The organism is Halomonas cupida (assembly GCF_900142755.1).
GTDB lineage: Bacteria > Pseudomonadota > Gammaproteobacteria > Pseudomonadales > Halomonadaceae > Halomonas > Halomonas cupida.
The window spans coordinates 160,757-182,740 of record NZ_FRCA01000002.1 but is presented as its reverse complement, the minus strand read 5'-3'; the positions used below and the strand labels follow the sequence as shown (position 1 = coordinate 182,740).

Annotated in this window: 22 protein-coding genes; 13 read left to right on the top strand and 9 right to left on the bottom strand. The window is 59.1% G+C overall.

Features of this window, described 5'->3' with window-relative positions; all coding sequences use genetic code 11:
- Window positions 1-27: 27 nt before the first annotated feature.
- Window positions 28-537: a DUF417 family protein gene (locus tag BUE38_RS05055; RefSeq protein WP_073433952.1), complete on the bottom strand. Its 510-nt coding sequence runs from the start codon at window positions 535-537 to the stop codon at window positions 28-30.
- Window positions 538-784: 247 nt separating this feature from the next.
- On the opposite strand from BUE38_RS05055, the gene BUE38_RS05050 reads away from it, so the two are divergent.
- Together BUE38_RS05050 and aroQ are read left to right on the top strand one after the other, a co-directional pair.
- A complete protein-coding gene (locus tag BUE38_RS05050; protein WP_073433951.1) occupies window positions 785-985 on the top strand; it encodes a hypothetical protein in 201 nt (66 codons plus the stop codon).
- Between the two features lie 71 nt (window positions 986-1,056).
- Window positions 1,057-1,650: a gamma subclass chorismate mutase AroQ gene (gene aroQ / locus BUE38_RS05045; protein ID WP_073433950.1), complete on the top strand. Its 594-nt coding sequence runs from the start codon at window positions 1,057-1,059 to the stop codon at window positions 1,648-1,650.
- A 99-nt stretch (window positions 1,651-1,749) separates the two neighbouring features.
- Here the strand turns inward: aroQ and BUE38_RS05040 are convergent, their stop codons facing one another.
- From BUE38_RS05040 to BUE38_RS05020, 5 genes are all read right to left on the bottom strand, one after another.
- A complete protein-coding gene (locus tag BUE38_RS05040; protein WP_073433949.1) occupies window positions 1,750-3,114 on the bottom strand; it encodes an APC family permease in 1,365 nt (454 codons plus the stop codon).
- A 167-nt stretch (window positions 3,115-3,281) separates the two neighbouring features.
- On the bottom strand, window positions 3,282-4,316 hold the full coding sequence (locus BUE38_RS05035) for a histone deacetylase family protein (protein ID WP_073433948.1): 1,035 nt from the start codon (window positions 4,314-4,316) through the stop codon (window positions 3,282-3,284).
- A gap of 80 nt (window positions 4,317-4,396) precedes the next feature.
- On the bottom strand, window positions 4,397-5,818 hold the full coding sequence (locus tag BUE38_RS05030) for an NAD(P)/FAD-dependent oxidoreductase (protein WP_073433947.1): 1,422 nt from the start codon (window positions 5,816-5,818) through the stop codon (window positions 4,397-4,399).
- A 16-nt stretch (window positions 5,819-5,834) separates the two neighbouring features.
- The gene (locus BUE38_RS05025; RefSeq protein ID WP_073433946.1) at window positions 5,835-7,214 is read right to left on the bottom strand and encodes a Na+/H+ antiporter NhaC family protein; all 1,380 of its coding nucleotides are present in this window, start codon (window positions 7,212-7,214) and stop codon (window positions 5,835-5,837) included.
- A gap of 111 nt (window positions 7,215-7,325) precedes the next feature.
- Complete coding sequence (locus BUE38_RS05020; RefSeq protein WP_073433945.1) at window positions 7,326-8,615, bottom strand: NAD(P)/FAD-dependent oxidoreductase; 1,290 nt, start codon at window positions 8,613-8,615, stop codon at window positions 7,326-7,328.
- Window positions 8,616-8,830: 215 nt separating this feature from the next.
- Between BUE38_RS05020 and BUE38_RS05015 the strand changes: the two genes are divergently transcribed.
- From BUE38_RS05015 to BUE38_RS04970, 10 genes are all read left to right on the top strand, one after another.
- Window positions 8,831-9,541, top strand: coding sequence for a GntR family transcriptional regulator (locus BUE38_RS05015; RefSeq protein ID WP_084541732.1), 711 nt, complete (start codon window positions 8,831-8,833; stop codon window positions 9,539-9,541).
- Between the two features lie 264 nt (window positions 9,542-9,805).
- Window positions 9,806-10,663, top strand: a complete 858-nt coding sequence (locus tag BUE38_RS05010; RefSeq protein WP_159438850.1) for an ABC transporter substrate-binding protein — start codon at window positions 9,806-9,808, stop codon at window positions 10,661-10,663.
- 64 nt (window positions 10,664-10,727) lie between these two features.
- On the top strand, window positions 10,728-11,396 hold the full coding sequence (locus BUE38_RS05005; RefSeq protein ID WP_073433943.1) for an amino acid ABC transporter permease: 669 nt from the start codon (window positions 10,728-10,730) through the stop codon (window positions 11,394-11,396).
- Window positions 11,397-11,450: 54 nt separating this feature from the next.
- Entirely contained in the window at window positions 11,451-12,191 is a 741-nt protein-coding gene (locus tag BUE38_RS05000; protein ID WP_073433942.1) for an amino acid ABC transporter ATP-binding protein, read from the top strand.
- 5 nt (window positions 12,192-12,196) lie between these two features.
- Window positions 12,197-12,865 carry an amino acid ABC transporter permease gene (locus BUE38_RS04995; RefSeq protein WP_073433941.1) on the top strand — a complete coding sequence of 223 codons (669 nt, stop codon included), beginning with the start codon at window positions 12,197-12,199 and terminating at the stop codon, window positions 12,863-12,865.
- Window positions 12,866-13,016: 151 nt separating this feature from the next.
- Window positions 13,017-13,403: a YciI family protein gene (locus BUE38_RS04990; RefSeq protein ID WP_073433940.1), complete on the top strand. Its 387-nt coding sequence runs from the start codon at window positions 13,017-13,019 to the stop codon at window positions 13,401-13,403.
- 55 nt (window positions 13,404-13,458) lie between these two features.
- Complete coding sequence (locus BUE38_RS04985; RefSeq protein ID WP_234986773.1) at window positions 13,459-13,887, top strand: VOC family protein; 429 nt, start codon at window positions 13,459-13,461, stop codon at window positions 13,885-13,887.
- Window positions 13,884-14,285, top strand: coding sequence for a VOC family protein (locus tag BUE38_RS04980; RefSeq protein ID WP_073433939.1), 402 nt, complete (start codon window positions 13,884-13,886; stop codon window positions 14,283-14,285). The genes BUE38_RS04985 and BUE38_RS04980 overlap by 4 nt, the downstream gene beginning before the upstream one ends.
- 43 nt (window positions 14,286-14,328) lie before the next feature.
- The gene (locus BUE38_RS04975; protein WP_073433938.1) at window positions 14,329-15,561 is read left to right on the top strand and encodes an RNA polymerase sigma factor; all 1,233 of its coding nucleotides are present in this window, start codon (window positions 14,329-14,331) and stop codon (window positions 15,559-15,561) included.
- A 176-nt stretch (window positions 15,562-15,737) separates the two neighbouring features.
- On the top strand, window positions 15,738-16,352 hold the full coding sequence (locus BUE38_RS04970) for an MOSC domain-containing protein (RefSeq protein ID WP_084541730.1): 615 nt from the start codon (window positions 15,738-15,740) through the stop codon (window positions 16,350-16,352).
- A gap of 520 nt (window positions 16,353-16,872) precedes the next feature.
- On the opposite strand, the gene BUE38_RS04965 is transcribed toward BUE38_RS04970, so the two are convergent.
- A complete protein-coding gene (locus BUE38_RS04965) occupies window positions 16,873-18,624 on the bottom strand; it encodes a peptidoglycan DD-metalloendopeptidase family protein (RefSeq protein ID WP_073433936.1) in 1,752 nt (583 codons plus the stop codon).
- 449 nt (window positions 18,625-19,073) lie between these two features.
- Here BUE38_RS04965 and BUE38_RS04960 point away from each other — a divergent pair, with 449 nt between their 5' ends.
- The gene (locus BUE38_RS04960) at window positions 19,074-19,991 is read left to right on the top strand and encodes a LysR family transcriptional regulator (RefSeq protein WP_073434166.1); all 918 of its coding nucleotides are present in this window, start codon (window positions 19,074-19,076) and stop codon (window positions 19,989-19,991) included.
- A 13-nt stretch (window positions 19,992-20,004) separates the two neighbouring features.
- Here BUE38_RS04960 and BUE38_RS04955 read toward each other — a convergent pair whose 3' ends face one another.
- Together BUE38_RS04955 and BUE38_RS04950 are read right to left on the bottom strand one after the other, a co-directional pair.
- On the bottom strand, window positions 20,005-21,006 hold the full coding sequence (locus tag BUE38_RS04955) for a glutathione S-transferase family protein (RefSeq protein WP_073433935.1): 1,002 nt from the start codon (window positions 21,004-21,006) through the stop codon (window positions 20,005-20,007).
- A gap of 151 nt (window positions 21,007-21,157) precedes the next feature.
- Window positions 21,158-21,613 (bottom strand): YaiI/YqxD family protein, encoded by a 456-nt coding sequence (locus tag BUE38_RS04950; protein ID WP_073433934.1) that lies wholly within the window; start codon window positions 21,611-21,613, stop codon window positions 21,158-21,160.
- Between the last annotated feature and the right edge of the window lie 371 nt (window positions 21,614-21,984).

Here is a 21,984-nt window from a genome sequence, read left to right as displayed (position 1 = left end):
TTTGCCTGGCTCATGTCCAACCATGAACTAGTGATGAGAGTGGACAATCTCTGAGCCACTTCGAGAAATGATCCAGAGTGATACGCCGAGAAGCACTACATCCTTGAGAAGAAACCCGCCGAATAGTGAGGGAAACGCTAGAGTGTTTCCACTGATACTGCTGGTGTGAAGAACACCTGGTGTGGTCAGCAGAAAGCTCATGGTTGCCAGAAAAATACAGGAGGCGATAGTCCCGCCAGCTACTGCGGCTTTCCGTGATACTGGGTAGAGCGCAAGAAGAATGCCGGCGATGATTTCCACTACACCTATCAATATGGACGCTTGGTTGATATCGAGAATGTAGTACAGCCACGACATCAGCGGTGATGCAAGAATGATGTCTGAGATGGCTTCTGCTTCGTCGGGGTGGAACTTGAAGGCTCCAATCCAGATAAGAATCAGGGATACGCCATATAGTGCAACGAAAAAACCGATTCTATCGACATTGATATAAGGAGTTCTTGCAGAATGCTTTTCACTGAGGTCGGTTTTTTCCATGGTTATTCTCGCCAGGTGTTGATGTCGCGCGTGAATGTCGTGTTGTCCTTGCTGTCATGAAGCCTGCACAGGCTCATTACATGTCATCCGTTAGCCCTCCTGTAGTCGAAGACATTTGCTCAGCCTTACAGGCTTCGGGCACATTTTCGTGAAACGGGCAGGCAGTGGCCTGCATGTGAGCAGCCAGTGGATTTTCCCGATATTGCACGTGCCGTGACCACTCGGGTGACCTCAGGATAGGCGGATCGTGGTCTGTGGCACCGGTGTCGGTGCCTCGATTGCCGCCAACAAGGCCAAGGGCATCGGTGCTCGAATCGTTGGCGCCTGGTTGACCAATGATCTGGTCAAGGCCTGGCTCGAGGCCGAATTCTCCACCGATGAGGATTTCCGTCGCCGTGTCGCCAAGTTGTATGCCATGGAATCCGGGCTGGCTGATGGCACCATCTGAGGTGAGAGGTTGACAGCACAGTCTCGGGCAGGGAACTTGAAGCATCTCGAAGATCACAAGGAAGACAAGCCATGAATCGAGTTTCACTGGGAGCCGGAAGCCTCGGGCTTCGCCGCCTGGGCTGGATTGCTGCAGGTCTACTTATCAGCGGTGTCGTCCTGGCGGCGGATCGGCAGGCCTCTGATGAGGCCCGGGAGACGGTGGATGGACTGCTTGGCCAGGTGGAGCAACGCCTGGCCGTTGCGCCTGATGTGGCCATGGCCAAATGGAACTCCGGAGCACCCATCAACGCGCCGGAGCGTGAGGCGCAGATTCTCGAGCGGGTGGTGGTAGAGGCGCAGCAGCAGGGGGTTGATCAGCAACTGGCTCGCGCCTTCTTCCAGGACCAGTTCGATGCCAGCAAGGCAGTCCAGCAGCAGCTGCATCAGCAGTGGCAGCAGGCATCGCAACCGCCTTTCGATAACCCGCCGGATCTGGCCAGTGATGTTCGGCCCCAACTGGATACCTTGACCCCTCAGTTGATCCAGTCGCTGCACGAATACCAGTCGCTCGAAGACGAACCGGCAGCACTGCAGTATTTCGAGGATAATGCGGCCAGAGCCGTGGCGGATCATGAGTATGCCGAGGCGCTGGAGATGGCGCTGTCGTCACTGCGCGAGGAGTGATCCTCGTCGATCTGGCGTCTCGGAGAATCGCCCCGCTGAAGCGGGGCGATCTCGTTGATGACGAGTCTTGGAGATCAAGAGGCTTCGAGCTGAAGAGGCTCAGACTTCCTTGAGCTCCAGATCCGGTACGTCCTGCTTGAACATGCGAGTCAGATAGAGCAGGTAGAGGAAGCCAGCAGCGACCCAGCTCAAGCCGACCTGGAAGGTATAGCCGGAGAGACTGGTCCACAGCCAGATGGTCAGCAGGAAGCCGATGCCGGGCATGACGCCATAACGCACCAGGTTCCGAGGCTGCAGTAGATGTTCATCCAGCAGGTAGTGCTTGATCACTGAAAGGTTGACGAAGGAGAAGGCCACCAGAGCGCCGAAGCTGATCATGGTCGCTGCCAGCTCGAGGCTGATGACCAGTGCCAGCAGCGAGATGGCACCGACAATCAATGTCGATCCCAGTGGTGTGCCATAGCGCTTGCTGACCTTGCCGAAGACCCCCGGCAGGACATGATCGCGACCCATGGCGTAGAGAATGCGGGCGACGCTGGCCTGGGAGGCCATGGCCGACGCGAAACATCCGGCTACGTAGGCGGCGGTGAAGAAGGTGACGAGGAAGGCGCCGCCGGTATGGCGCATCACGTCCACGGCTGCCGAGTCGACGCTACCGAACCGGCTGTAGTCAGGGAACACCATATGCCCCACCCAGGACGCAAGGATGAACAGCAGGCCTCCGACCAGGGTGCAGAGCATGATGGCGCGTGGGATATCACGCTTCGGATTGCGGGTCTCCTCGCTCAGGGTCGATACCGCGTCGAAGCCGAGAAACGACAGGCATAGAATCGCGGCGCCTCCGACAATCGAGGCCCATTGCAGGGATTCGCTATGGAAGGGCGCCAGAAGGGATGGGGCGCTACCGCTGGCCATGACGCTGAAGGCCATGGCGATGAAAACGGCAAGGAACACGAACTGGAAGGCGATGATGATCAGATTCATGCGTGCGACCAGCTTGATACCGAGCACGTTCAGTAGCGTGACGGCGGCAGTGGCGCCGAGTATCCATATGCCTTGATCAACGGCCGGAAAATACTCCTTCATGTAGATGCCGATCACCAGGTAGTTGATCATCGGCAGAAAGATGTAGTCGAGCAGTAGCGCCCAACCGACCATGAAGCCGATGCGCCCACCAAAGGCACGTCGGGTATAGGTGTAGGCGGAGCCGGCGACCGGATAATGCTCGACCATGCGCCCGTAGCTCCAGGCGGTGAAGAACATCGCCGCCAGAGTAATGATATAGGCCATGGGGACATGGCCATTGGTGGTTTCGGTGACCACGCCGTAGGTGGTGAAGACGGTCAAGGGCACCATATAGGCGAGGCCGAAGAACACCAGCGCCGGTAATCCGAGGATGCGTTTCAGGTCACTCCCCTGGCCGTCATGGGCTGGGGGCAGGGTCGAGGGCTTGTGCTGTGTCATTGTTCGGCACCTCCCGGTCTTGTTGTGGTTGTCGGTGACTGTCGCTATCGGTGACGGTTGCTATTGGTGGTTGTCGTCAGGTGATGCACTTCGTGGTTGAGTCCTGGGAGCGAGGTTGTTGGGGTGACCGGCGGATGTTCCACCGGTCGGTCTGCTGCGATCTGGCGTCATCTGTGGTGACTGAACCCCTTCAGTACATTGACGGCATTGATACCGATTTCCTCCACGGCATAGCCACCTTCCATGACAAACAGGGTTGGCAGGCCCAGCTCCGCAATGCGGCGTCCCATGTCCAGATAGTCTTCGCTCTTGAGCTTGAAGGAACTGATCGGATCGTTCTCGAAGGTATCCACACCCAGCGCGATGATCAGCAACTCGGGTTGGTACTCGCCGATGCGTGCCTTGGCCTGTTCGAGATGTTCGGTCCAGATGGCGTAATCGGTGCCGCTGGGAAGGGGGTAGTTGATGTTGAAGCCTTCCCCGGGGCCTTCGCCGGTTTCTTCGGCGAAGCCCAGATAGTAGGGGAATTCGTCCATGGGATTGCCGTGCAGCGACAGGGTCAGCACGTCATTGCGACGGTAGAAGATATCCTGGGTGCCGTTGCCGTGGTGGAAGTCGACATCCAGAATGGCGACACGCTCGCGCCCCTTGTCCCTGGCGCGTTGAGCGGCGACAGCGACATTATTGATGAAGCAGTAGCCACCGAACTGATCGACGGCAGCGTGGTGACCGGGGGGCCGACACAGAGCGAAGGCGCTGGTGCTGCTGTCCAGCACGTGATCCAGCGCCGTCAGCGCAATGTCCTTGCTGAGCAGGGCGGAAGCAAAGGAATCGGCAGTGAGTGATGTTTCGCCAGCGAGGGCATAGTAGCCCAGTCGGCCTTCAATATTGCGCGGTATGTGGCGACCCGGCATGCGGCGTGTCGGCCAGATGTTGGGAATGGCTTCACCGGGGTGACCGTCGGCTTGCCAGTCCTGCCATGCCGTACTCAGGAAGTCGATGTAGTCTCGATCGTGAATGGCCAGTACCGGCTCGAGGCCATAGTCCGAGGGTTCACGAATCTCACCCAACGGCGCTTTTCGGGCGCATTGGATGATGTAGTCCACGCGCTCGGGACACTCGAAGGGGCTGACCAGTTCACCGCCGGACAGTTCGGTCCGGGTGCGGCGTTGACGTGTCCTGTCGCTATGGATGATCAACATGTCGCTGTCTCCGTATGGGGTTGACGTTGTCTTTTCACGATATCGTTGTCAGCGCTACCACTCGATAACCGGGGCAAAGGCTACTCGATGACCGAGGCAAAGGCATTGTTCAGCCAGCCGAGGCCGGGACTGATCAATGGCAGGTGGCGTTCCTCACGCATCAGGGCTTCCTCGGCTGCATAGCTGGTCAGTATCGTCTGTGCCGCCAGCCAACGCAGCGGCTCCGGCTCCCAGCGCCTGACCACTTCCTCCAGCGACTTTCCCTGAACGGCCCAGGGGGCGCGAGTGCGGAGGCTATCCTCACCCAGAATCATCTCGGCCAGAGTTCGCCCCATCAGATGCGAAGCGGCAACTCCTTCTCCTGCATATCCTCCGGCGGTGGCAAGTCCTTGCTCACTGGCCAGCACGGCATGGGGGCGGAAGCTGCGCGACAGTCCGAGGGAGCCCCCCCAACCGTGAGAGACCTCGACATCCTCAAGAGCCGGAAACAGGTCAACCAGCAGGCGCTGGCGCATGGCAATATCGCTGTCACTGATCGACGCTGAATGGCGAGACCGTGCGCCCAGTCGATAGTTGCCGCGGGCACCGAACACCAGTCGGCCGTCGCGGGTGCGATGACCGTAGTTGATCAGTCGGCTGGCGTCGGCGAAGGTGGGGCGTGACGCCAGACCCACCGCGTCCCACGTGGCGTCGCTCAGTGGCTCGGTCGCGATCACCAGACTCTCGACAGGAATCACGTGGCGGCGAATGTTGGCGAGCTGCTCACTGTAACCTTCGGTGGCGATCACCACTGTTCGTGCTTCGATACTGCCCTCGTGAGTACTCACTATCCGCTCGGCTGTACTGATGACGCGGCTCTGCTCATGCAGATGTACACCAGCGGCGGCGAGCTTCCGGACCAGTCCATTGATCAACTTGCGCGGGTGCAGGGTCGCCACCTGGTGCTGGAACGCTGCGCCGAAGGGGCGGTGAAAGCGAGCCATGTCGGTCAGTTCATCAGCACTCAGCCACTGACAGTGCTGTTCGCTGAAACCCAGTTCATGCAGGTGCGCGAGATAGCGGCGCTGAATGGCCTCCTGGGCCGGGTAACGCGCGGCGACGTTGAGCGCACCGCCCTTGTGGAAATCGGCATCGATACCGGCTGCTGCCAGGGCGCTGCCGAGGTCATCCACGTTGTCGCCCAGCAGTCGACAGAGATCCTGTCGGGTGCCGATATCCAGGCCTTCGAGATGACGCTCGAGTCCGGCGATATTGCCGATTACCCATCCCCCGTTGCGGCCCGAGGCTCCATGGCCGAAGTGCTCGGCTTCGAGTACCCGAATGTCCTGGTGAGGGGCCAGCTGTTTGAGATACCAGGCGGTCCAGAGTCCGGTGAAACCACCACCGACGATGACCACATCGGCCTGTTGATGACCCTCCAGCGGAGCGCAGCATTGGGGCAAATCCTGCTGGCTGGCACTCCAGTACACGGGACTGTCGAATGCGTCGATTGCGGTGGTCATGAGGTCAACGAGTCCTCTAGAGAGTGAAACCGAGAATCAGGTAGAGCAGGGCTGCCACACTGCCGGCCAGCACGGCGTAGGGCAACTGCGTCAGAGCGTGCTGGAACGGCGTACAGCCGCTGGCCTGAGCGGTCAGTACGGTGGCATCCGAGTAGAAGCAGGCATGGCTGCCGAAGGTACTCGCCGAGAGTGTGGCACCGATCACCAGCGTCATGTCCGCGCCGAGGTTGTGCCCCAGAGTCGTGACAATCGGCAGGATGATCACGAACACGCCCCAGTTGGAACCCGTAGCGAAGGACACGAAGCCCATCAGCGAGAAGATGATGAATGGCAGGAACTCGGCGCTGATCAACGGTTGCACGGCATTGATGATGTATTCATTGAGGCCCAGTGCGGTGTTGACCTCATTGAACAGAAAGGCCGCGACCAATACTGCCAGGGCGTCGAGCATCGACTTGAAGCCTTCGAGAATGTTGTCGAAGGTTTCCATGGGAGTCAGCTTCTTCAGTGCGATGAAGCCCACAATCATGCCGGCGAGGGTAACGGATATCCCCATGAGGAAGTCGAGGTCGAACCACCAGGTGAAGAACGCCAGTGATGCCATCGGGATCAGGAAGGTCCAGATACTGCTGGTGGTGGTATCCGACGCCTGCAGGTGGGCGATCTCGTCGTCAATGTGTTCAGCGCCTGGCGGTACGCACTTGCCCTCGTTCTCGGCGCGTAGTTCGGCACGCTTCATGGGGCCGAACAGCGGGATCTTGCCATAGGCCACCAGCGGTACCAGAGCGACGGCCAGCCAGGGGTAGAACATGAATGGAATCGCCTGGATATAGGTCAGTACGCCTTCGCCGTCGGGGGCCAGACCGTTCTTCTCGATCAGCGCGCCGAAGAACACCGCCCAGGTGGAGATCGGAATCAGCACACTGATCGGTGCTGCCGTGGAGTCGATCACGTAGGCCAGCATTTCCCGTGAGGTCTTGAAGCGGTCCGTCACCTGACGCATGGAAGTGCCCACGGCCAGTGAGTTCAGGTAGTCATCGACAAACAGTACGATACCCATGAACCAGCAGCCGAGCAGGGCCCGGGGCTTGCTGGTGATGAATCGCAGCAGGCTTACGGCGAAAGCACGGGAGGCGCCGGACTTGAGCAGCAGAGCAATGATACTGCCCATCAGGCCACAGACCATGATGACCCAGGCAACGTCCTCGTCGGTCATTACCGTCATCAGGCTGTCCGACAGTGTCGAAAGGGCATTGCCGGGGTCGATCATCAGGGTACCGACAAAGGCACCTGCCACCAGTGGCTCAAGGGCGCGCCTTGTCCACAGGGCCAGTATGAGTACCACTGCCGTGGGAACCAGAACCAGTGGGCCGCTCAGCGGGAATATGTCTTCCATGTAATCTCTCCAAAGGTTGTTGTTGTGGAAGGAGATGGTTGGACATCGTTGATGGGAAAGCGAAGGTTGGATGGCGTTGTTGTCAGAGTTGTCAGAGCACGATATTTCGGGTCAGCGGAGCTTCTCGCGTAGCTGGTAGTACCACATGCCGGCGGACAGCAGTGCATTGCCCAGTTGGTCACCCAGCGGCAGCCGCCAGTGGCGCATACCGGCAAAGAGGTCGAATTCCTCGAGCTGACCACTGACGGCGTTGGCCATGATTTCACTGACGATATGTGAAGTGGCAATACCGTGGCCGGAGTAGCCCTGGGCATAGAACACGCCGGGCGACAGCTGGCCAAGCTGGGGAATCCGGTTGATGACGATGCCTGCCATGCCCTGCCACTGATAACCGAGGCGGACGCCCTTGAGCTGGGGAAAGGTATGCTCCAGTCGCGGTCGCAGTTCGCCGCCGACATCAGCGGTGGCCTTGCCGGAATAGTTGGCACCGCCACCAAACAGCAGGCGCCCATCGGCGGTCAGCCGGTAGTAGTCGAGGACGAAACGGGTGTCATAGACGGCAAGGTCGTCCGGGTTGATGGCCTTGCGTTGTTCAAGGCTCAGCGGTTCGGTGGTCACGATACCCAGTGATGCCGGGAACAGCTTGCCGCTCAGTGTCCTGCGCTCGAGTCGGTGATAGGCGTTGCCTGCCAGTACCACCGCATTGGCGATCAGCCGCCCCTTGTCGGTTTCGACACAGGGCTTGTCGCCATGCACGATGTTGCGCACCGGGGAGTGCTCGAACAGCTTTACGCCCAGCGATGCTGCCGCACGGGCCTCGCCGAGGCACAGGTTCAAGGGGTGCAGGTGCATGTTGTAGTTGTTGCGGATGGCACCGTGATACTGCCTGGTGCCGATCACCTCCGCAGTGGCTTCAGCATCCAGCCACTCCAGATGTTGAGCGATGGCATGGCCCTGGGAAGCCTCGTAATCGCGCTTCAGCTCATTGATATGACTGGGCTGCCAGGCGGCCTGCAGATGACCGTACTTGAGGTCACAGGGAATGCCGTACCTGTCGACGCGTTCGCGGATGATACGGTGGCCACGCCAGCGCAGATTCCATACGAAGTCCTCGGCATCATCGCCCAGCGGCCCCCGCAACTGCTTGAGCATGGCATCCTGGCCCGAGAGGCTGCCGGTGACCTGACCACCATTGCGCCCGCTGGCTCCCCATCCCACCTTGTTGGCCTCGACCAGGCCCACGGAATACCCACGCTCAGCCAGCTCCAGCGCCGTGTTGATGCCGGTGAAGCCGCCACCAATCACGGCCACGTCGACATGGTGGTCGCCTTCCAGCGCCGGGTATTCCGACTCCTGGTGGACAGTAGCGGAGTAATAGGATGCGCAGCGCGGTTCGGTCATGGGCTCTCCTCGTGGGGGGATCGGCTCTCGGGTGTTATGGTGTGATCACATGTTGTGATCACACTAGCAAGAGCCTATCGTGGTCACAAGGGTTTCCAGCCATCGGTTCCCAACTCGGCCGTTCCGCAACAGTCCGTGCGACAGTTGAGTGAAGACCTGTCCAGAGGTATACAGGACTGGCTCAAGCGGCCATCGACCATTGATCGAGGAGCATCATGACGCAACAAGGCATGGATTCATTCGCGGCGGCGCTGCCGCCCACTTCCAAGGCCAGGGTTGAGGGGGGGGGCGAGGCACCCTATATGCCGGATACCGCCTCGACGCGGTTGCATCGTTCGCTGAAGCTGCGTCTCTGCGAAGGTGACTTTGCCCCTGGAGAGGTGATCTCGATTCGTTCGATGGCGGCGCAGTACGGCACCAGTGCCATGCCGGCGCGGGAAGCGTTGCGCTGGCTAGTCACCGAAGGGGCACTGGTGTTCTCGGACAGCCGCAGGATCATCGTGCCGCGACTCTCGCGTGAGCGTTTCCATGAAGTGCTGTTTGCACGCCGCAATCTGGAGACGGAAGTCTCTCGTCAGGCATTTGATGCCCTCGACGAGCGCGATGTACAGATTCTTGAAACCTTCGATGAACGCATCAACACCGCGATTGCCGAAGAGGATCTCCCCAGCTACATGCGCGGTAATCACCGTTTTCACTTCCATATCTACCGACGCAGTGGCTCCACGGTGCTGTTGCCGTTGATCGAGATCCTGTGGCTGCAGTACGGACCGAGCATGCGCCAGATCTGCACCCGCTGGGGGGCATCCAGTATTGCCGACGACTATCACCGTCAGATCACCCAGGCATTGCGCAAGGGTGACCGAGAAGCCTTCTGTCGTGCCATCGAAGCCGATATTGAACAGGGCATGATGCTGCTGGATTGAGATGTCATTGCTCAATGGGTAGTGATCGGAAATGCCGTCAGTTTGCAGGATTTTCGGTGTTCTCGGCTCGACTTTTTTGATGGTTTTTTTCCTTCATGATTCTGTTTTAAAAAGATATTTAATGGTCTTCTGCGGGTGGTGGCCAAGTGTTTTTCTTGAAATTACCGATAATAATTGCAGCGTTTGACAGTTATTGAAAGCAGCTACCATAGTGAGTAGGCCGCTAACACAAGAACAAGACTCACTGGAAAAGGCGAGATGATCATGAAAGGCATGACAACGAGACTGCTTTGCTCCGCAACCCTTGCTGCTGCGACCCTTGCCGGGACTGGCCTTGCCACTTCCGCCCATGCGCAGGACCCCTACACCGTCGGCGTTGAGGCGTCCTTCCCACCCTGGGCCTATGTCGAGAGTGGCGAGTTCAAGGGCATTGCCATCGATGCCATGACTGCTATTGCCGAAGAGATGGGCGTCGAGATCGAGTTCCAGGATATGCCGTTTCCTTCATTGATTCCGGCCCTGGCTGCGGAGAAGATCGATATCCTGGCGACTGGGCTGACGGTCACCGAAGAGCGCAGCCAGGCCATCGATTTCACCATTCCCTGGTGGGAAACCAATGATGTCGTGTTGGTACCCGAGGACTCCGATGCCAATGTGTTCACCGCAGTCTGCTGCGGGGCGCGTATCGGTGTGCAGGGCGGTTCTTCTCAGCAGGCATGGATGCAGGAGAACGTCGTCGACAATGACATCGATGTCGAGCTCGCCAGGTACGACAGCTATGTCACTGCGGTGGACGACATGGCCATCGGGCGGATCTCGTCGGTGATCGTGGACGATACTTCTGCACAGGAATACATCAACGCCGGTAAGCCGGTGAGAATGGCCGGCAAGATCTATATTCGCGCGCCCCTGGCGCTGGCGGTATCCAAGGGGGACCCTCAGGAGATTCTGGGGTCGTTGAACCAGGGCATCATGGCGATCCATGAATCCGGCCAATGGCAGCAGATTGTCGACCAGTACATTCCCGGCGTTGTCCCGCCGCCCATCCCGGGCCACATGCCGGACTTCGTTGATACCTATGACAAGCCGGTTGCCGGTATTCCCACGCTTGGCAACGAATGACGTGATGTGATGAAGAGTGCCTTCTCCGCTGGGGAGGAGGCACTCCTTGTGTCGGGAGCCTGATTTGGATATCTACGACGTATTACTGCGCGACTTTCCTTTCCTGCTGAAAGGGTTGGGAGTGGCAGTGGTGTTGCTGGTGGCACTGTTGCTCATCGGCTTTGTATTGGGAATGGCGATTTGCCTGCTGCAGCTCTACGGCCCGCGAACGCTTCTGGTCCAGTGGCCGCTCAAGGTGTACGAGCGGGTGTTCCGGGGAGTGCCGATCATCATCATGTTGTTCATCTTCTACTACGGCGTATCGGGGATATACGACATTTCCGCCTTTGCGGCGGCGGTGCTTGCCATGGGGCTGCGTTCGGCTGCCTATCAGTCACAGATATTCCGCAGTGCCTTCCAGTCCGTACCCGCCGGCCAGATGATGGCCGCCAGGGCGATGGGGATGTCGAAGATCAAGGCGATTCGCCACATTGTATTTCCTCAGTCTGCCCGCCATGCCATCGGTCCCTGGACCAATGAATTCTCCTCGGAGATCAAGGAAACCTCGCTGGCCTATGTGATCGGTGTGGTGGAGCTGACCCGCCAGGCGCATTACATCATCACCAGCACTCAGGGCAATGTACTGATGGTCTTTGCGGTGGTGGCACTGCTCTATTTCGTACTGAATCGAGCAGGCAACAGTCTGCTCTACGCCTTCGAGCGCAAGCTCGCGGTCCCGGGTTTTGAAAAGTGACTGGTTTGAAAAGTTACGGGGCTTGAAAATTGATGTCCATGAGGGTGCTGCTCAATGACTGACGACCTTGTGCTGGATGTGCGAGACGTAAAGAAGAGCTACGAGGGGCTGGAAGTGCTCAAGGGGATCGGCTTTGGTCTGCGTAGGGGCGAGACCAAGGTGCTGGTAGGCCCCTCTGGCTCCGGCAAGAGCACTCTGCTCCGTTGCATCAATCATCTGACGCCACCCGACGAGGGGCGCATCTTTCTTTCCGGAGAAGAAGTGCTCGAGAAGAATATCGATGCCATGCGTGCGCGAATCGGTTTCGTGTTTCAGGACTTCAATCTGTTCTCTCATCTGACCGTGCTCGACAATGTTCGAATCTGTCAGGTCAAGGTCAAGGGGGTCGCTGCCGATGTTGCCACCGAGCGTGCGCAACAGGAGCTCGAGCGGGTCGGGCTGGGCGACAAGGCCAGCGCTTATCCAGCCGAATTGTCGGGTGGACAGCAGCAGCGCGTGTCCATTGCACGAGCTCTGGCCATGGACCCGGACGTGTTGCTGTTTGACGAGCCGACATCGGCGCTGGATCCCGAGCTGACCGGGGAGGTGGTGCGGGTGATGCAGAAGCTGGCCAGTGATGGCATGACAATGGTGGTCGTCACTCATGAAATGAGCTTTGCCAGGCAGGCTGCCGATGAGCTGATCTTCATGGAGAATGGTTACATCATCGAGCAGGGGCCCCCACAACAGTTGTTCAGCTCGGCCGCCAACGATCGTACCCGGGCCTTTCTCAACGTCATTGCCGAGCACGGGTGAACGCCATGCTGGATTTCCTGCGTTTCGGTATTGAATGGCTTCCCGCGCTGCTCAAGGGTGTGCCTCTGACGCTGGCACTATGGGTGATTGCGATTACGCTGGGCTGTCTCCTCGGCCTGATCCTGTGCTGGGCCAGGGTTTATGGAAACCGCCTGTGCTATTGGATCAGCACGGTCTATATCGAGCTGTTTCGCGGCACTCCGATGCTGGTTCAGATGTTCTTCATCTATCTTGGCTTGCCCCATGTGGGGATCGTGTTCGATGCCTTCACCGCAGCAGTCATTGCCATCACGCTCAATAGTGCGGCTTACCAGGCCGAGTATTTCCGCGGTTCGGTGCTGTCGGTCCCCCGGGGCCAGATGGTGGCGGCCCGGGCCTGTGGCATGAGCAAGTGGCAGGCCATTCGCCATATCATGCTGCCTCAGGCGCTGAGGCGTGTGATTCCCCAGTGGTCCAATGAGGCCATCATTGAGCTCAAGTTTACCTCCATCGCCTATACCATCGGGGTTGTCGAGATCACGGCGATTGCCCAGGACATCGGCTCGCGCACCCTGGATTTCTTTCAGGTGTTCCTGTGGGCAGGATTGATCTACCTGGTGCTGACATCAACGGTGGCCAGCCTGTTGAGCTGGGTCGAGCGCCGGACCCATGTGCCGGGCGTGACCACGAACTGATCCCCCTGTGGGGAGGCCATACCTCTCTGCGTTCCAGGCCCTGTTGCCTACCAACGGCAGAAAATTTTCTCGCCGCTGTCGATTCATTGATTCTCCCTTCGTCTTCCCTGTGTAGCTGGATGAACTACACCCGTGAAGGAGGAAATGAATCATGAAGTACCTGTGTCTGGTCTATGGTGATGAAACGCTGATGCACTCGCTGCCGGAAAGCCCGGTGGATGATGAGTGCCATGCCTATGGCAACAGTGTCGCCGACAGTGGACGGCTGGTGGCTGCGGAGGCGCTGGAATCGGTCGCAACGGCGCTGACGGTGCGCGTCAGACAGGGTAGCCATACGGTAACCGAGGGGCCCTTCGCCGAGACCCACGAGCAGTTGCTGGGTTTCTATCTGGTCGAGGCGCGTGATCTCAACGAGGCGGTGACCATCGCCAGTGGCATTCCTGCTGCTCGGGTCGGGTCGGTAGAGGTACGCCCGGTGAGAGAGCTGCAGTTGAGCGAGTCGCCGGAATCCGCTGATGCGGTGACAGCGAATTCCTGAACACTGGCTCGGCGCATGTTGCTGCCGATAAATGATCGATCACGGAGTCAACACCATGAAACTGAATGTGAGTCCCTACCTGTTTTTCGATGGCTGTTGTGAGGAAGCATTGCGTTTCTATGCCGAGCTGATGGGAGGCGAGATGGGGGCCGTCATGCGCTTCGCCGATGCGCCGGATGAAGAAGGCTGCATGCCGGAAGGGTTTGACCCGTCGCCGGATGCCGTGATGCATGCCGAGGTCAATATGCCCTGGGGGTTGATGATGGGCTCGGATTGTCCCTTCTACGAGAAGCCCCAGGGATTTGCCTTGACGTTGGGGGCGACCAGCATCGAGGATGCCGAGCGCCTGTATGAAGCACTCAAGCAGGGTGGTGAGGTGAAGATGCCGCTCGAGCAGACCTTCTTCGCACTGCGGTTTGCGGTGGTGGTGGACCGCTTCGGCACTCCCTGGCAGATCTACCACGGAGAGGAGATGGCCTCATGAGTCGCAAGGTCTTCATCAATCTGCCGGTGACCGATCTGCCGGCAGCCAAGTCGTTCTACGTAAAGCTGGGCTTTACTATCAATGAGCAGTTCACCGACGACAACGCATCCTGTGTGGTCATCAGTGAGCATATTCATGTCATGTTGCTGACCCATGAGTTCTTTGCTGGCTTTACACCCCATGCCATCAGTGATGCCCACAAGGCCACGGAAGTGCTGGTGGCGCTGTCGGTGGATAGTCGCGAGGCGGTGGACGAGATCGTAGGTCGAGCCCGGGAGGCTGGAGGTCAGGCCAACGGAGAGCCTCAGGACCATGGATTCATGTACGCCCACAGTTTCATGGATCTGGATGGCCATATCTGGGAGCCGGTCTACATGGAAGAAGGTGCAGTGGAGTAGCCGTCGTCTGTTCGGGTGACGCAAGTGAGGTAACGAGAATCTCATGCCACAACAATTGAGCATTGATATGGAGGTGCTCTATCGCCAGCACTCGCGCCGAGTGCTGGCGAGTCTGGTGCGCCGGTTGCGTGATTTTGACCTCGCCGAGGAGGCCATGCACGAGGCCTTTGCCATTGCGCTGGTGAAATGGCCACAGCAGGGGCTACCCGATCATCCCACCGCCTGGTTGGTTACCACCGGGTATCGACGCGCCATCGATCGACTGCGCCGCCAGGCAAGGTTCGATCACTCACCTGATCCTCTGGAAGATGGTCTGGAAGCCGAATTGGTCGATGCGGATCGAGCCATCGAGGATGATGAATTGCGGCTGATCTTCACCTGTTGCCATCCTGAGCTGGCCTTTGCCTCACGTCTGGCGCTGACCCTGCGCGAGGTCTGTAGCCTGACCACCGAGGAGATTGCTCGTGCCTTTCTGCTCAAGCCGACCGCCGTGGCTCAGCGTATCGTGCGAGCCAAGGCACGCCTGCGTGACCGACAGGTGGCCTTCGAGGCGCCCGAGGCCAGTGAGCTGGCCGAGCGTCTGGAGGCAGTGCTGCACGTGATATACCTGATGTTTACTGAGGGCTACTCAGCCACCAGTGGAGAAACGGCGACTCGAGCTGAACTGTCGAGTGAGGCCATTCGCCTGGGCCGACGAGTCTGTGAGCTGATTGCCGACGCCGAATGCCTCGGCCTGCTGGCACTGATGCTGTTGCAGGAATCCCGTCGTGGGGCACGAACCGCCGGTGATGGCCAATTGGTCCTGTTGGTGGACCAGGATCGTCAGCAGTGGGACCTGCCATTGATTCGGGAAGGGCAGCGTTGTCTCTCCCGAGCGCTCGAGATGGGCGAGGTGGGGGCCTTTACCCTGCAGGCGGCGATTGCCTCGGAGCATGCCAGAGCCGTCAGCGCTGAGCAGACCCGCTGGGATCGAATTGCGTCACTCTATGACGTGCTGGTGGATGTCAGCCCGACACCGGTGGTCAAACTCAATCGTGCGGTAGCAATTTCCATGCACCAGGGGGCAGAGGCAGGGATGATGCTGATCGACGAACTGCTCGAAAGTGGCAGTCTGGATAACTATCATCGACTGCATGTCGCACGTGCCGAGATGCATCATCGCCTGGGCCAGCGTCAGTTGGCGGCGGATGCCTGGCACAGGGCCCTGGCGCTGGCATCGCAGCCACGTGAGCGAGAGCTCCTTCAGCGGCGCATTGACGAAATATCGCAGGGCTGATGAGAGGATCAGTCGTAGACAGGGAGGTAGTATTAACCCGGCATGCTTTCATGTTGGGTTAATTGCGGCACAGGGACGTGCCGCCGTCGGCCATCAGGCCGACGCGAGACCGCACCACACCAGCAGATCCGCGCATCTGCGCCAGTGGGGTGCGGACGAAAATCGAATCGATCAGGATGAGCTATTTGATTGCCATGTTAATAATGTCCACGGAGTCGGCACCCACGCAAGCCATCGTCACGGAACCGGTCGTATCGGAAATCCACGGGCCCTTTGTCAGTCAGCCGCAGGTATTGCCGGGGTTCGGCGAGGAAAGCGGTATCTACAAGGTAGCCGCTGATGAGCCTGAGTGGCTCGGTCGGATGGGGCTGACATCCGACAGCCAGGCCAATATGGTTCAGCATGGTGGTGTTGATCGGGCGCTGTGTCAGTACTGTGCCGACCATTATCGGGACTGGAGTCGGCGCTATCCGCAGACGACTGCGCCATTCGTGTCGGGCGAGAATATATCCACCTATGGTGTCAGTGAGAGTGACGTACGTATCGGTGATGTGTTGCGTATCGGCGAGGCCCTGGTACAGGTGACCCAGCCACGCAAACCCTGCACGAAGATCGATGCGCGGATTGGCGTGCCCGGCATGGCTCGAACTCTGATGCTCGAGGCCAGGATGGGCTGGTTGCTGCGGGTGCTTGAGGAAGGCTGGGTGCCGCCACGACCGACCATCGAGTGGGTGGAGCGAGGCCCTGAACAATGGAGTGTCACAAGTGTGGTGTCTCACAAGTTGGCATGATTTCAGCGCGTCATACCGGGTCGATGGCCAGACGCCGCTTGCAGGGAATGGCCGATCCCCTTTCCAAAAGCGGCAACACCGCCAGCGGCCCGGTATGGCGCGCCCTTTGGGAGCCATCAGGTGCCGCTGGTGCTGTGTTGTGTCCCTGGTCCATATAGACGATATGAACGGCGGAACACATCTTGCCCCAACGGCACCTGATGGCTCTGAAACACGATGAACATGTGAAACACCACACTAGTGCCTGGCGTGTGTTGGAGAACAAGCGTGCGGAGGTCATGATCATGAGAGAATTACGTGGTGTCGAGGCGTTGGCACAGATCTGGAAGGATGAACTGACCCGGCGCATCGACTATTGGCAGCGCCGCTCGTGACACTTGCCTACAACTGACATATGGCTGCAGCTGGCCTATACCTCCAACTGGCCCATATCTCCAACGGAATACGACAATGCCCCGCAAAGCGGGGCATTGTCATTCGGGAGCGTTGCCGTAAGGCAGTGCCTGCGATAGAGGAGAGACTAGCTGTCCTCGTCCGCATTGCCTTCTGCCGGAGCACTGGCCACTGCCACGACGCTGCCAGGCTCTCCAGACATCAGCGCGGCCATGGCGGGAGCGGTTTCCTCCTGGAAAGAGGCGAGGGCAGTGCCCTGCAGGCTGCGGTTCTCGGGGAGAGCCACACGCATGGCATCGACCTGGTTGTTGTTGACCATGATCTCGTAATGGAGATGGGGGCCGGTGCTGCGCCCGGTGTTGCCGGAGCGTGCAATCTGCTCGCCCATAGTCACGCGCTCACCGGTGGAGACCAGAGGCTGTGACAGGTGCAGGTAGCGGGTCTTGTAGCCATTGTCGTGGCGAATGACGATATAGCGCCCTGCCAGCGGATGGTTGCCGACCATCTCCACGGTGCCATTGGCGGGAGCGACCACTGAAGTGCCGATGGGCATGGCGAAATCGGTGCCCTTGTGCGGACTGGTGCGACCGGTAATCGGGTGGCGGCGATTGAGGTTGAAGTTGGAACTGATTCGGTAGTGTCCGCTGAAGGGGTAGCGGTCAAATGCCGGGTCCAGGCTCTCGCCATCGGGTGAATAGAAGTGGTTGTCCTCGGGGTTGCGCACCAGCGTCAGGTCCATGCGCTCGCCTTCATAGGATACCGCCAGCACACGGGGATCGAGCCGCTGACCATCAATGATGTCGGACTCGACCAGCACCCGGAACTCATCTCCACGACGTGTATCGCGACGGAAGTCGAGCTTCTTCTCGAGTACCCGGGCCATCTCGGAGACTTCGGCGCTGCTCAGGCCTGCAGCCTGGGCAGAGCGGGTAAAGCTACCACTGACGGTACCGGCATACAGGCGTTGTGAGGCTTCACCTGCGCGTTCGATGCTGGCGACGTCAAAGTCACTGTCGATACTGTCACGCTCGATCAGATAGCCGTCACGAACATTCTCCATCAGACGCAGAGCCAGCAGATGGCCATCCTCGTCGAGCTGGTACTCGAAGGTGTCACCGATGCGCCAGCGAGTCAGGATGTTCTTGTCGGGTACCTGGTCCAGCAGAGCCATGGCTTCACGGTAGCCCAGCCCCAGTGAGTGTTCTGCCAGCGCGGCGAAGGTATCGCCCTGCTGTACGCGATAGGTCTGCCAGGTCGGAACATAGGGAGTGTCGGCGGCAATTTCCTCGGTGAGGACAATGGGGCCCTCATCGAACAGCTCCAGTTCGTCATCGCTGACATCCTCGTAAGAGGTGGCTTCCGCGACCTGGTTGGCAGTGCTCTCGAGCATGCCTCCGGCAACGGTACCGATAACGATCGCCACATGCCGAGCACCATCGTCCAGATCAAGGCTACCATCGGAAATCGGCGCCGCCTCGGTTGACGAAGCGACGCCGGTCTTCAGGATCAGCGGCTGAGAATTCCCCGTCGACGAGCGCATGTTGGCTTCGAAGCTGGCGTACTCCGCGGCGCTGTCGATGAAGTCGACATCGACGAATTCCTGTGCCTGGAGCTGCGAGATCGGCACATGGTTGCGGGTGGCGTCGAGGGCTCGGTCGATAGCACTGGCAACCGGGGAACGGGGTAGTTCCAGGGATGGCAGGCCGGGGGTGGCGTTGTCTTCCAGGGGTACCAGGACGGTGTCCAGCGGCTGATTATCGCGCTGCATGTCCTCATACGTTGTGGCAATCTTGTGAGCGCCCAGCACTGTGACCATGGTAGCAACGGGTAACAGAAGTAACTTGTGCGTGCGGGGCAGCGAATGAAGGATTCGCATCATGGGTAACGGGCCATAACTTTAAAGTGAATAAATAGAATATAAATAGGCTGCCTCACCATAACCCATGACGTATGGTGTGCATAGACTGTATGGACATACAGTTTACCGGATGGCGCCCAGCGTTCATGCCACTTGCAGGGCCATCCTGGAGAAGAACAGCATTGCCGGAAACTGCAGTGAACACTGTTCATTAACTGCCGCTCATTTGACACCATTTACATGCCGATTGCAAGTATTGTCGCCAAGTGGCTAATATCTGTAGGAGTTTTCTGACGCTGTAGGGATTGGCAAACTCCTCCTCGGTGGCGTCGGAGTCAGTTGCGCGCATTCAGCCCCGGAGTCGTTGAACGTCATTGCCCTCCGTTTGTAAAGAGTGGAAAGCGGAGGAGATTACCTGTTTTTTGGCATTTTGTTGCGTGAGTTCTTCCATCTACTCGGGAAAATCGATGATGTCTCGTGTCACCCTTGCACAATGGCAGATGTTGGCCGCCGTGGTGGATCACGGCGGCTTTGCTCGCGCTGCTCAGGCGATTCACAAGAGCCCCTCCACGCTGAACCATGCCGTACACAAGCTGGAAGAACAATTGGGCGTCACGGTGCTCGAACCGGTGGGGCGACAGGTGCGGCTGACCGAGGAAGGTGAGTTGCTGTTGCGCCGAGCGCGGCAGTTGCTCGAGGGAGCCGATGCGCTGGAGGACATTGCCGGGCGACTGAGGGAAGGGCTGGAGACGGAAGTGGTGCTGAGTGTCGACCAGATATTTCCGGCTGACACTCTGGCCTGCGCCATGGAGGCCTTTTCCGCGGACTTTCCTCATGTGCGTGTGCAACTGCACGAGGCGGTACTCAATGGCGGCATCGAGATGCTGGATGATGGTCGTGCGGATCTGGTGGTCTCGGGGCTTGCTGCTCGTGGCTATATGGGCGATCCGTTGGTCACGGTGACCTTCATTGCGGTGGCGCACCCGGACCATGTCCTGCATACGCTGGGTCGGCCGTTGGATTTGCGTGACCTCGAGCAGCATCGCCAACTGGTGATTCGCGACTCCTCCTCCCGCAATGCCCGAGATGCGGGCTGGCTCAAGGCCGAACAGCGTTGGACCGTCGACCATATAAGTACGTCGGTGGATATGGTCGAGCGCAACCTGGGGTTCGCCTGGTTGCCTGAGACGCGTATACGGCGGCAACTGGACGAAGGGCGGCTGGTACCGTTGCCGCTGCAGGCAGAAGGTCAGCGCTTCGTCCCCATGTTGTTGATCCATCGCGACCTCGACCGTGCAGGCCCGGCAACCCGAGCCATGGCGGAGAAGCTTCGCGAAGCGATCCGCGTTTCCTGCGCTACCTCGGACCACGAACTGCCCGAGTTGTAGGTGCCGTCGCGGGCTACGCCTGCCAGATCCCCTTGCCCTCCAGTCGGGTGCGATCATGGGGGCGGTCCAGAGCAAGGCGTGGCCCGAGGGGCACAATGCGGTTCGGATTGATGGTGGCGTGGCTCATATAATAGTGGCGCTGTATGTGGTCCATGTTCACCGTCTCTGCGATTCCCGGCCATTGATACAGTTCGCGGAGATAGTGGGACAACTGGGGGAAGTCCTCGATGCGTTGCAGGTTGCACTTGAAGTGACCATGGTAGACCGCGTCGAAGCGCACCAGAGTGGTAAACAGACGAATATCGGCCTCGGTCAGCCATGCCCCTGCCAGATAACGCTGCTGCTCGAGACGTTGCTCGATATTTTCCAGTGCCTCGAACAGTGCCACTACATGCTTTTCGTAGACATCCTGATGAGTCGCAAAACCGGCCTTGTATACGCCATTGTTGATGTGGTCGTAGACCTCGGCGTTGATCTCGTCGATGACATCCCGCAGCGGTTGCGGGTAAAGGTCGCATCGGTTGCCGGTCAGCTCATCGAAGGCGCTGTTGAAGATACGCACCAGCTCCGCGGACTCGTTGTTGACGATGCGCTGCTGTTGGCGATCCCACAGCACCGGTACCGTAACACGACCACTGTAGTGGGGGTCGGTCATGGTGTAGAGCTGATGATGCAGACTGACCCCATTGATCGGGTCACCACTTGAGCCCTCATCCTTGTGATAGGTCCAGCCATCGCTGCCCATCAACGGGCTGACATGGGAGACCCCGATGATGTCCTCCAGTCCCTTGAGGCGGCGCATGATCAGGGTGCGATGTGCCCAGGGGCAGGCCAGCGATACATAGAGATGGTAACGCCCCGGTTCGGCCGGCAGGCCAGGTTGACCAGAGGGCCCCGGGCTGCCATCGGCGGTGACCCAGTCACGCAGGCGAGCGCTTTCACGTACGAACTCGCCGCCACTTGCTTCGGTGTCATACCATTCGTCGCGCCAGATACCCTGTACCAACAGACCCATCATCGTCTCCTCTTCACTGATTGAGACAGAATAAGGAGGTGGAATCGAACAACAAGCGCAGTATTTAGCGCCATTGGTTCGATAATCTTGAACGATGTCGAGTTCGCGTCGGTACAGGGCAAGCTATTGGTCGGGGCCGACTGGTGACGGACTACGTTCTGCTCTGCCTGGCCAGCCAGCGGTCGAGGGCATTGGCGAACTCGCGGCGGTCGGCGTCGGAGTAGCCCTTTGGTCCACCCGTGTGTTCGCCGCTGGCGCGCAGCGTTTCCATGAAGTCACGCATCTGCACGCGAGCACGAATATTGTTGGGTGTCAGTGCCTCACCACGATTGGTCATCACCTGAGCGCCCTTGTCGATGGCTTCCATGGCCAGCGGCAGGTCGGCGGTAATCAGCAGGTCGCCTTTCTTGATACGGCTAACGATTTCATTGTCGGCGGCGTCGAAGCCGTGACTGACGGCCATGACCTTGACCCACTTCGAGGGTGGCAACGGGATCTGGTGGTTGGCAACGAACCAGGCCTGTGTGGCGGTGCGCTCGGCGGCACGCACGATGATGTCTCGCGCGACTCGAGGGCAGGCGTCGGCGTCGACCCAAAGGGTTGGCATGCGGATCTCCGTAATGCAGGAAGGGAAAAGGACTAGCCACAGGCATTCGCCAATGGTAGCATGCGCGCTCCTCGCATGTGTTGACCCCCCATCATGACGCAGCGACCTCCTCCGGCGAGCCATTCGCGGAGTGGGGCACCACGCTGTAACGCTTCGAGCGTTGAATTGTGAAGATGGAACGCCAATGATCTCCCACCCTTGATGTGGGACTGGCGCAGACGGTCGCCACAGTGGTTCAGGGACTATCGCCCCTTGAATCGATGCCAGGTGCGACCGGCGTCCCCGACTCCGATGTTGACTTGCTCTGCATGATGCAGGGCCCTGACGTATTGATAGCGCACTCTGTGGCCGCGTCAGGGACGCCATACATA

Excerpts from the sequence above, each read along its gene's own strand:
- BUE38_RS05055 (WP_073433952.1), bottom strand. The coding sequence starts at position 537 with ATGGAAAAAACCGACCTCAGTGAAAAGCATTCTGCAAGAACTCCTTAT.
- aroQ (WP_073433950.1), top strand. The coding sequence starts at position 1,057 with ATGAATCGAGTTTCACTGGGAGCCGGAAGCCTCGGGCTTCGCCGCCTG.
- BUE38_RS05040 (WP_073433949.1), bottom strand. The coding sequence starts at position 3,114 with ATGACACAGCACAAGCCCTCGACCCTGCCCCCAGCCCATGACGGCCAG.
- BUE38_RS05035 (WP_073433948.1), bottom strand. The coding sequence starts at position 4,316 with ATGTTGATCATCCATAGCGACAGGACACGTCAACGCCGCACCCGGACC.
- BUE38_RS05030 (WP_073433947.1), bottom strand. The coding sequence starts at position 5,818 with ATGACCACCGCAATCGACGCATTCGACAGTCCCGTGTACTGGAGTGCC.
- BUE38_RS05025 (WP_073433946.1), bottom strand. The coding sequence starts at position 7,214 with ATGGAAGACATATTCCCGCTGAGCGGCCCACTGGTTCTGGTTCCCACG.
- BUE38_RS05020 (WP_073433945.1), bottom strand. The coding sequence starts at position 8,615 with ATGACCGAACCGCGCTGCGCATCCTATTACTCCGCTACTGTCCACCAG.
- BUE38_RS05015 (WP_084541732.1), top strand. The coding sequence starts at position 8,831 with ATGACGCAACAAGGCATGGATTCATTCGCGGCGGCGCTGCCGCCCACT.
- BUE38_RS05010 (WP_159438850.1), top strand. The coding sequence starts at position 9,806 with ATGAAAGGCATGACAACGAGACTGCTTTGCTCCGCAACCCTTGCTGCT.
- BUE38_RS05000 (WP_073433942.1), top strand. The coding sequence starts at position 11,451 with ATGACTGACGACCTTGTGCTGGATGTGCGAGACGTAAAGAAGAGCTAC.
- BUE38_RS04995 (WP_073433941.1), top strand. The coding sequence starts at position 12,197 with ATGCTGGATTTCCTGCGTTTCGGTATTGAATGGCTTCCCGCGCTGCTC.
- BUE38_RS04990 (WP_073433940.1), top strand. The coding sequence starts at position 13,017 with ATGAAGTACCTGTGTCTGGTCTATGGTGATGAAACGCTGATGCACTCG.
- BUE38_RS04985 (WP_234986773.1), top strand. The coding sequence starts at position 13,459 with ATGAAACTGAATGTGAGTCCCTACCTGTTTTTCGATGGCTGTTGTGAG.
- BUE38_RS04980 (WP_073433939.1), top strand. The coding sequence starts at position 13,884 with ATGAGTCGCAAGGTCTTCATCAATCTGCCGGTGACCGATCTGCCGGCA.
- BUE38_RS04975 (WP_073433938.1), top strand. The coding sequence starts at position 14,329 with ATGCCACAACAATTGAGCATTGATATGGAGGTGCTCTATCGCCAGCAC.
- BUE38_RS04970 (WP_084541730.1), top strand. The coding sequence starts at position 15,738 with ATGAGCTATTTGATTGCCATGTTAATAATGTCCACGGAGTCGGCACCC.
- BUE38_RS04965 (WP_073433936.1), bottom strand. The coding sequence starts at position 18,624 with ATGATGCGAATCCTTCATTCGCTGCCCCGCACGCACAAGTTACTTCTG.
- BUE38_RS04960 (WP_073434166.1), top strand. The coding sequence starts at position 19,074 with ATGTCTCGTGTCACCCTTGCACAATGGCAGATGTTGGCCGCCGTGGTG.
- BUE38_RS04955 (WP_073433935.1), bottom strand. The coding sequence starts at position 21,006 with ATGGGTCTGTTGGTACAGGGTATCTGGCGCGACGAATGGTATGACACC.
- BUE38_RS04950 (WP_073433934.1), bottom strand. The coding sequence starts at position 21,613 with ATGCCAACCCTTTGGGTCGACGCCGACGCCTGCCCTCGAGTCGCGCGA.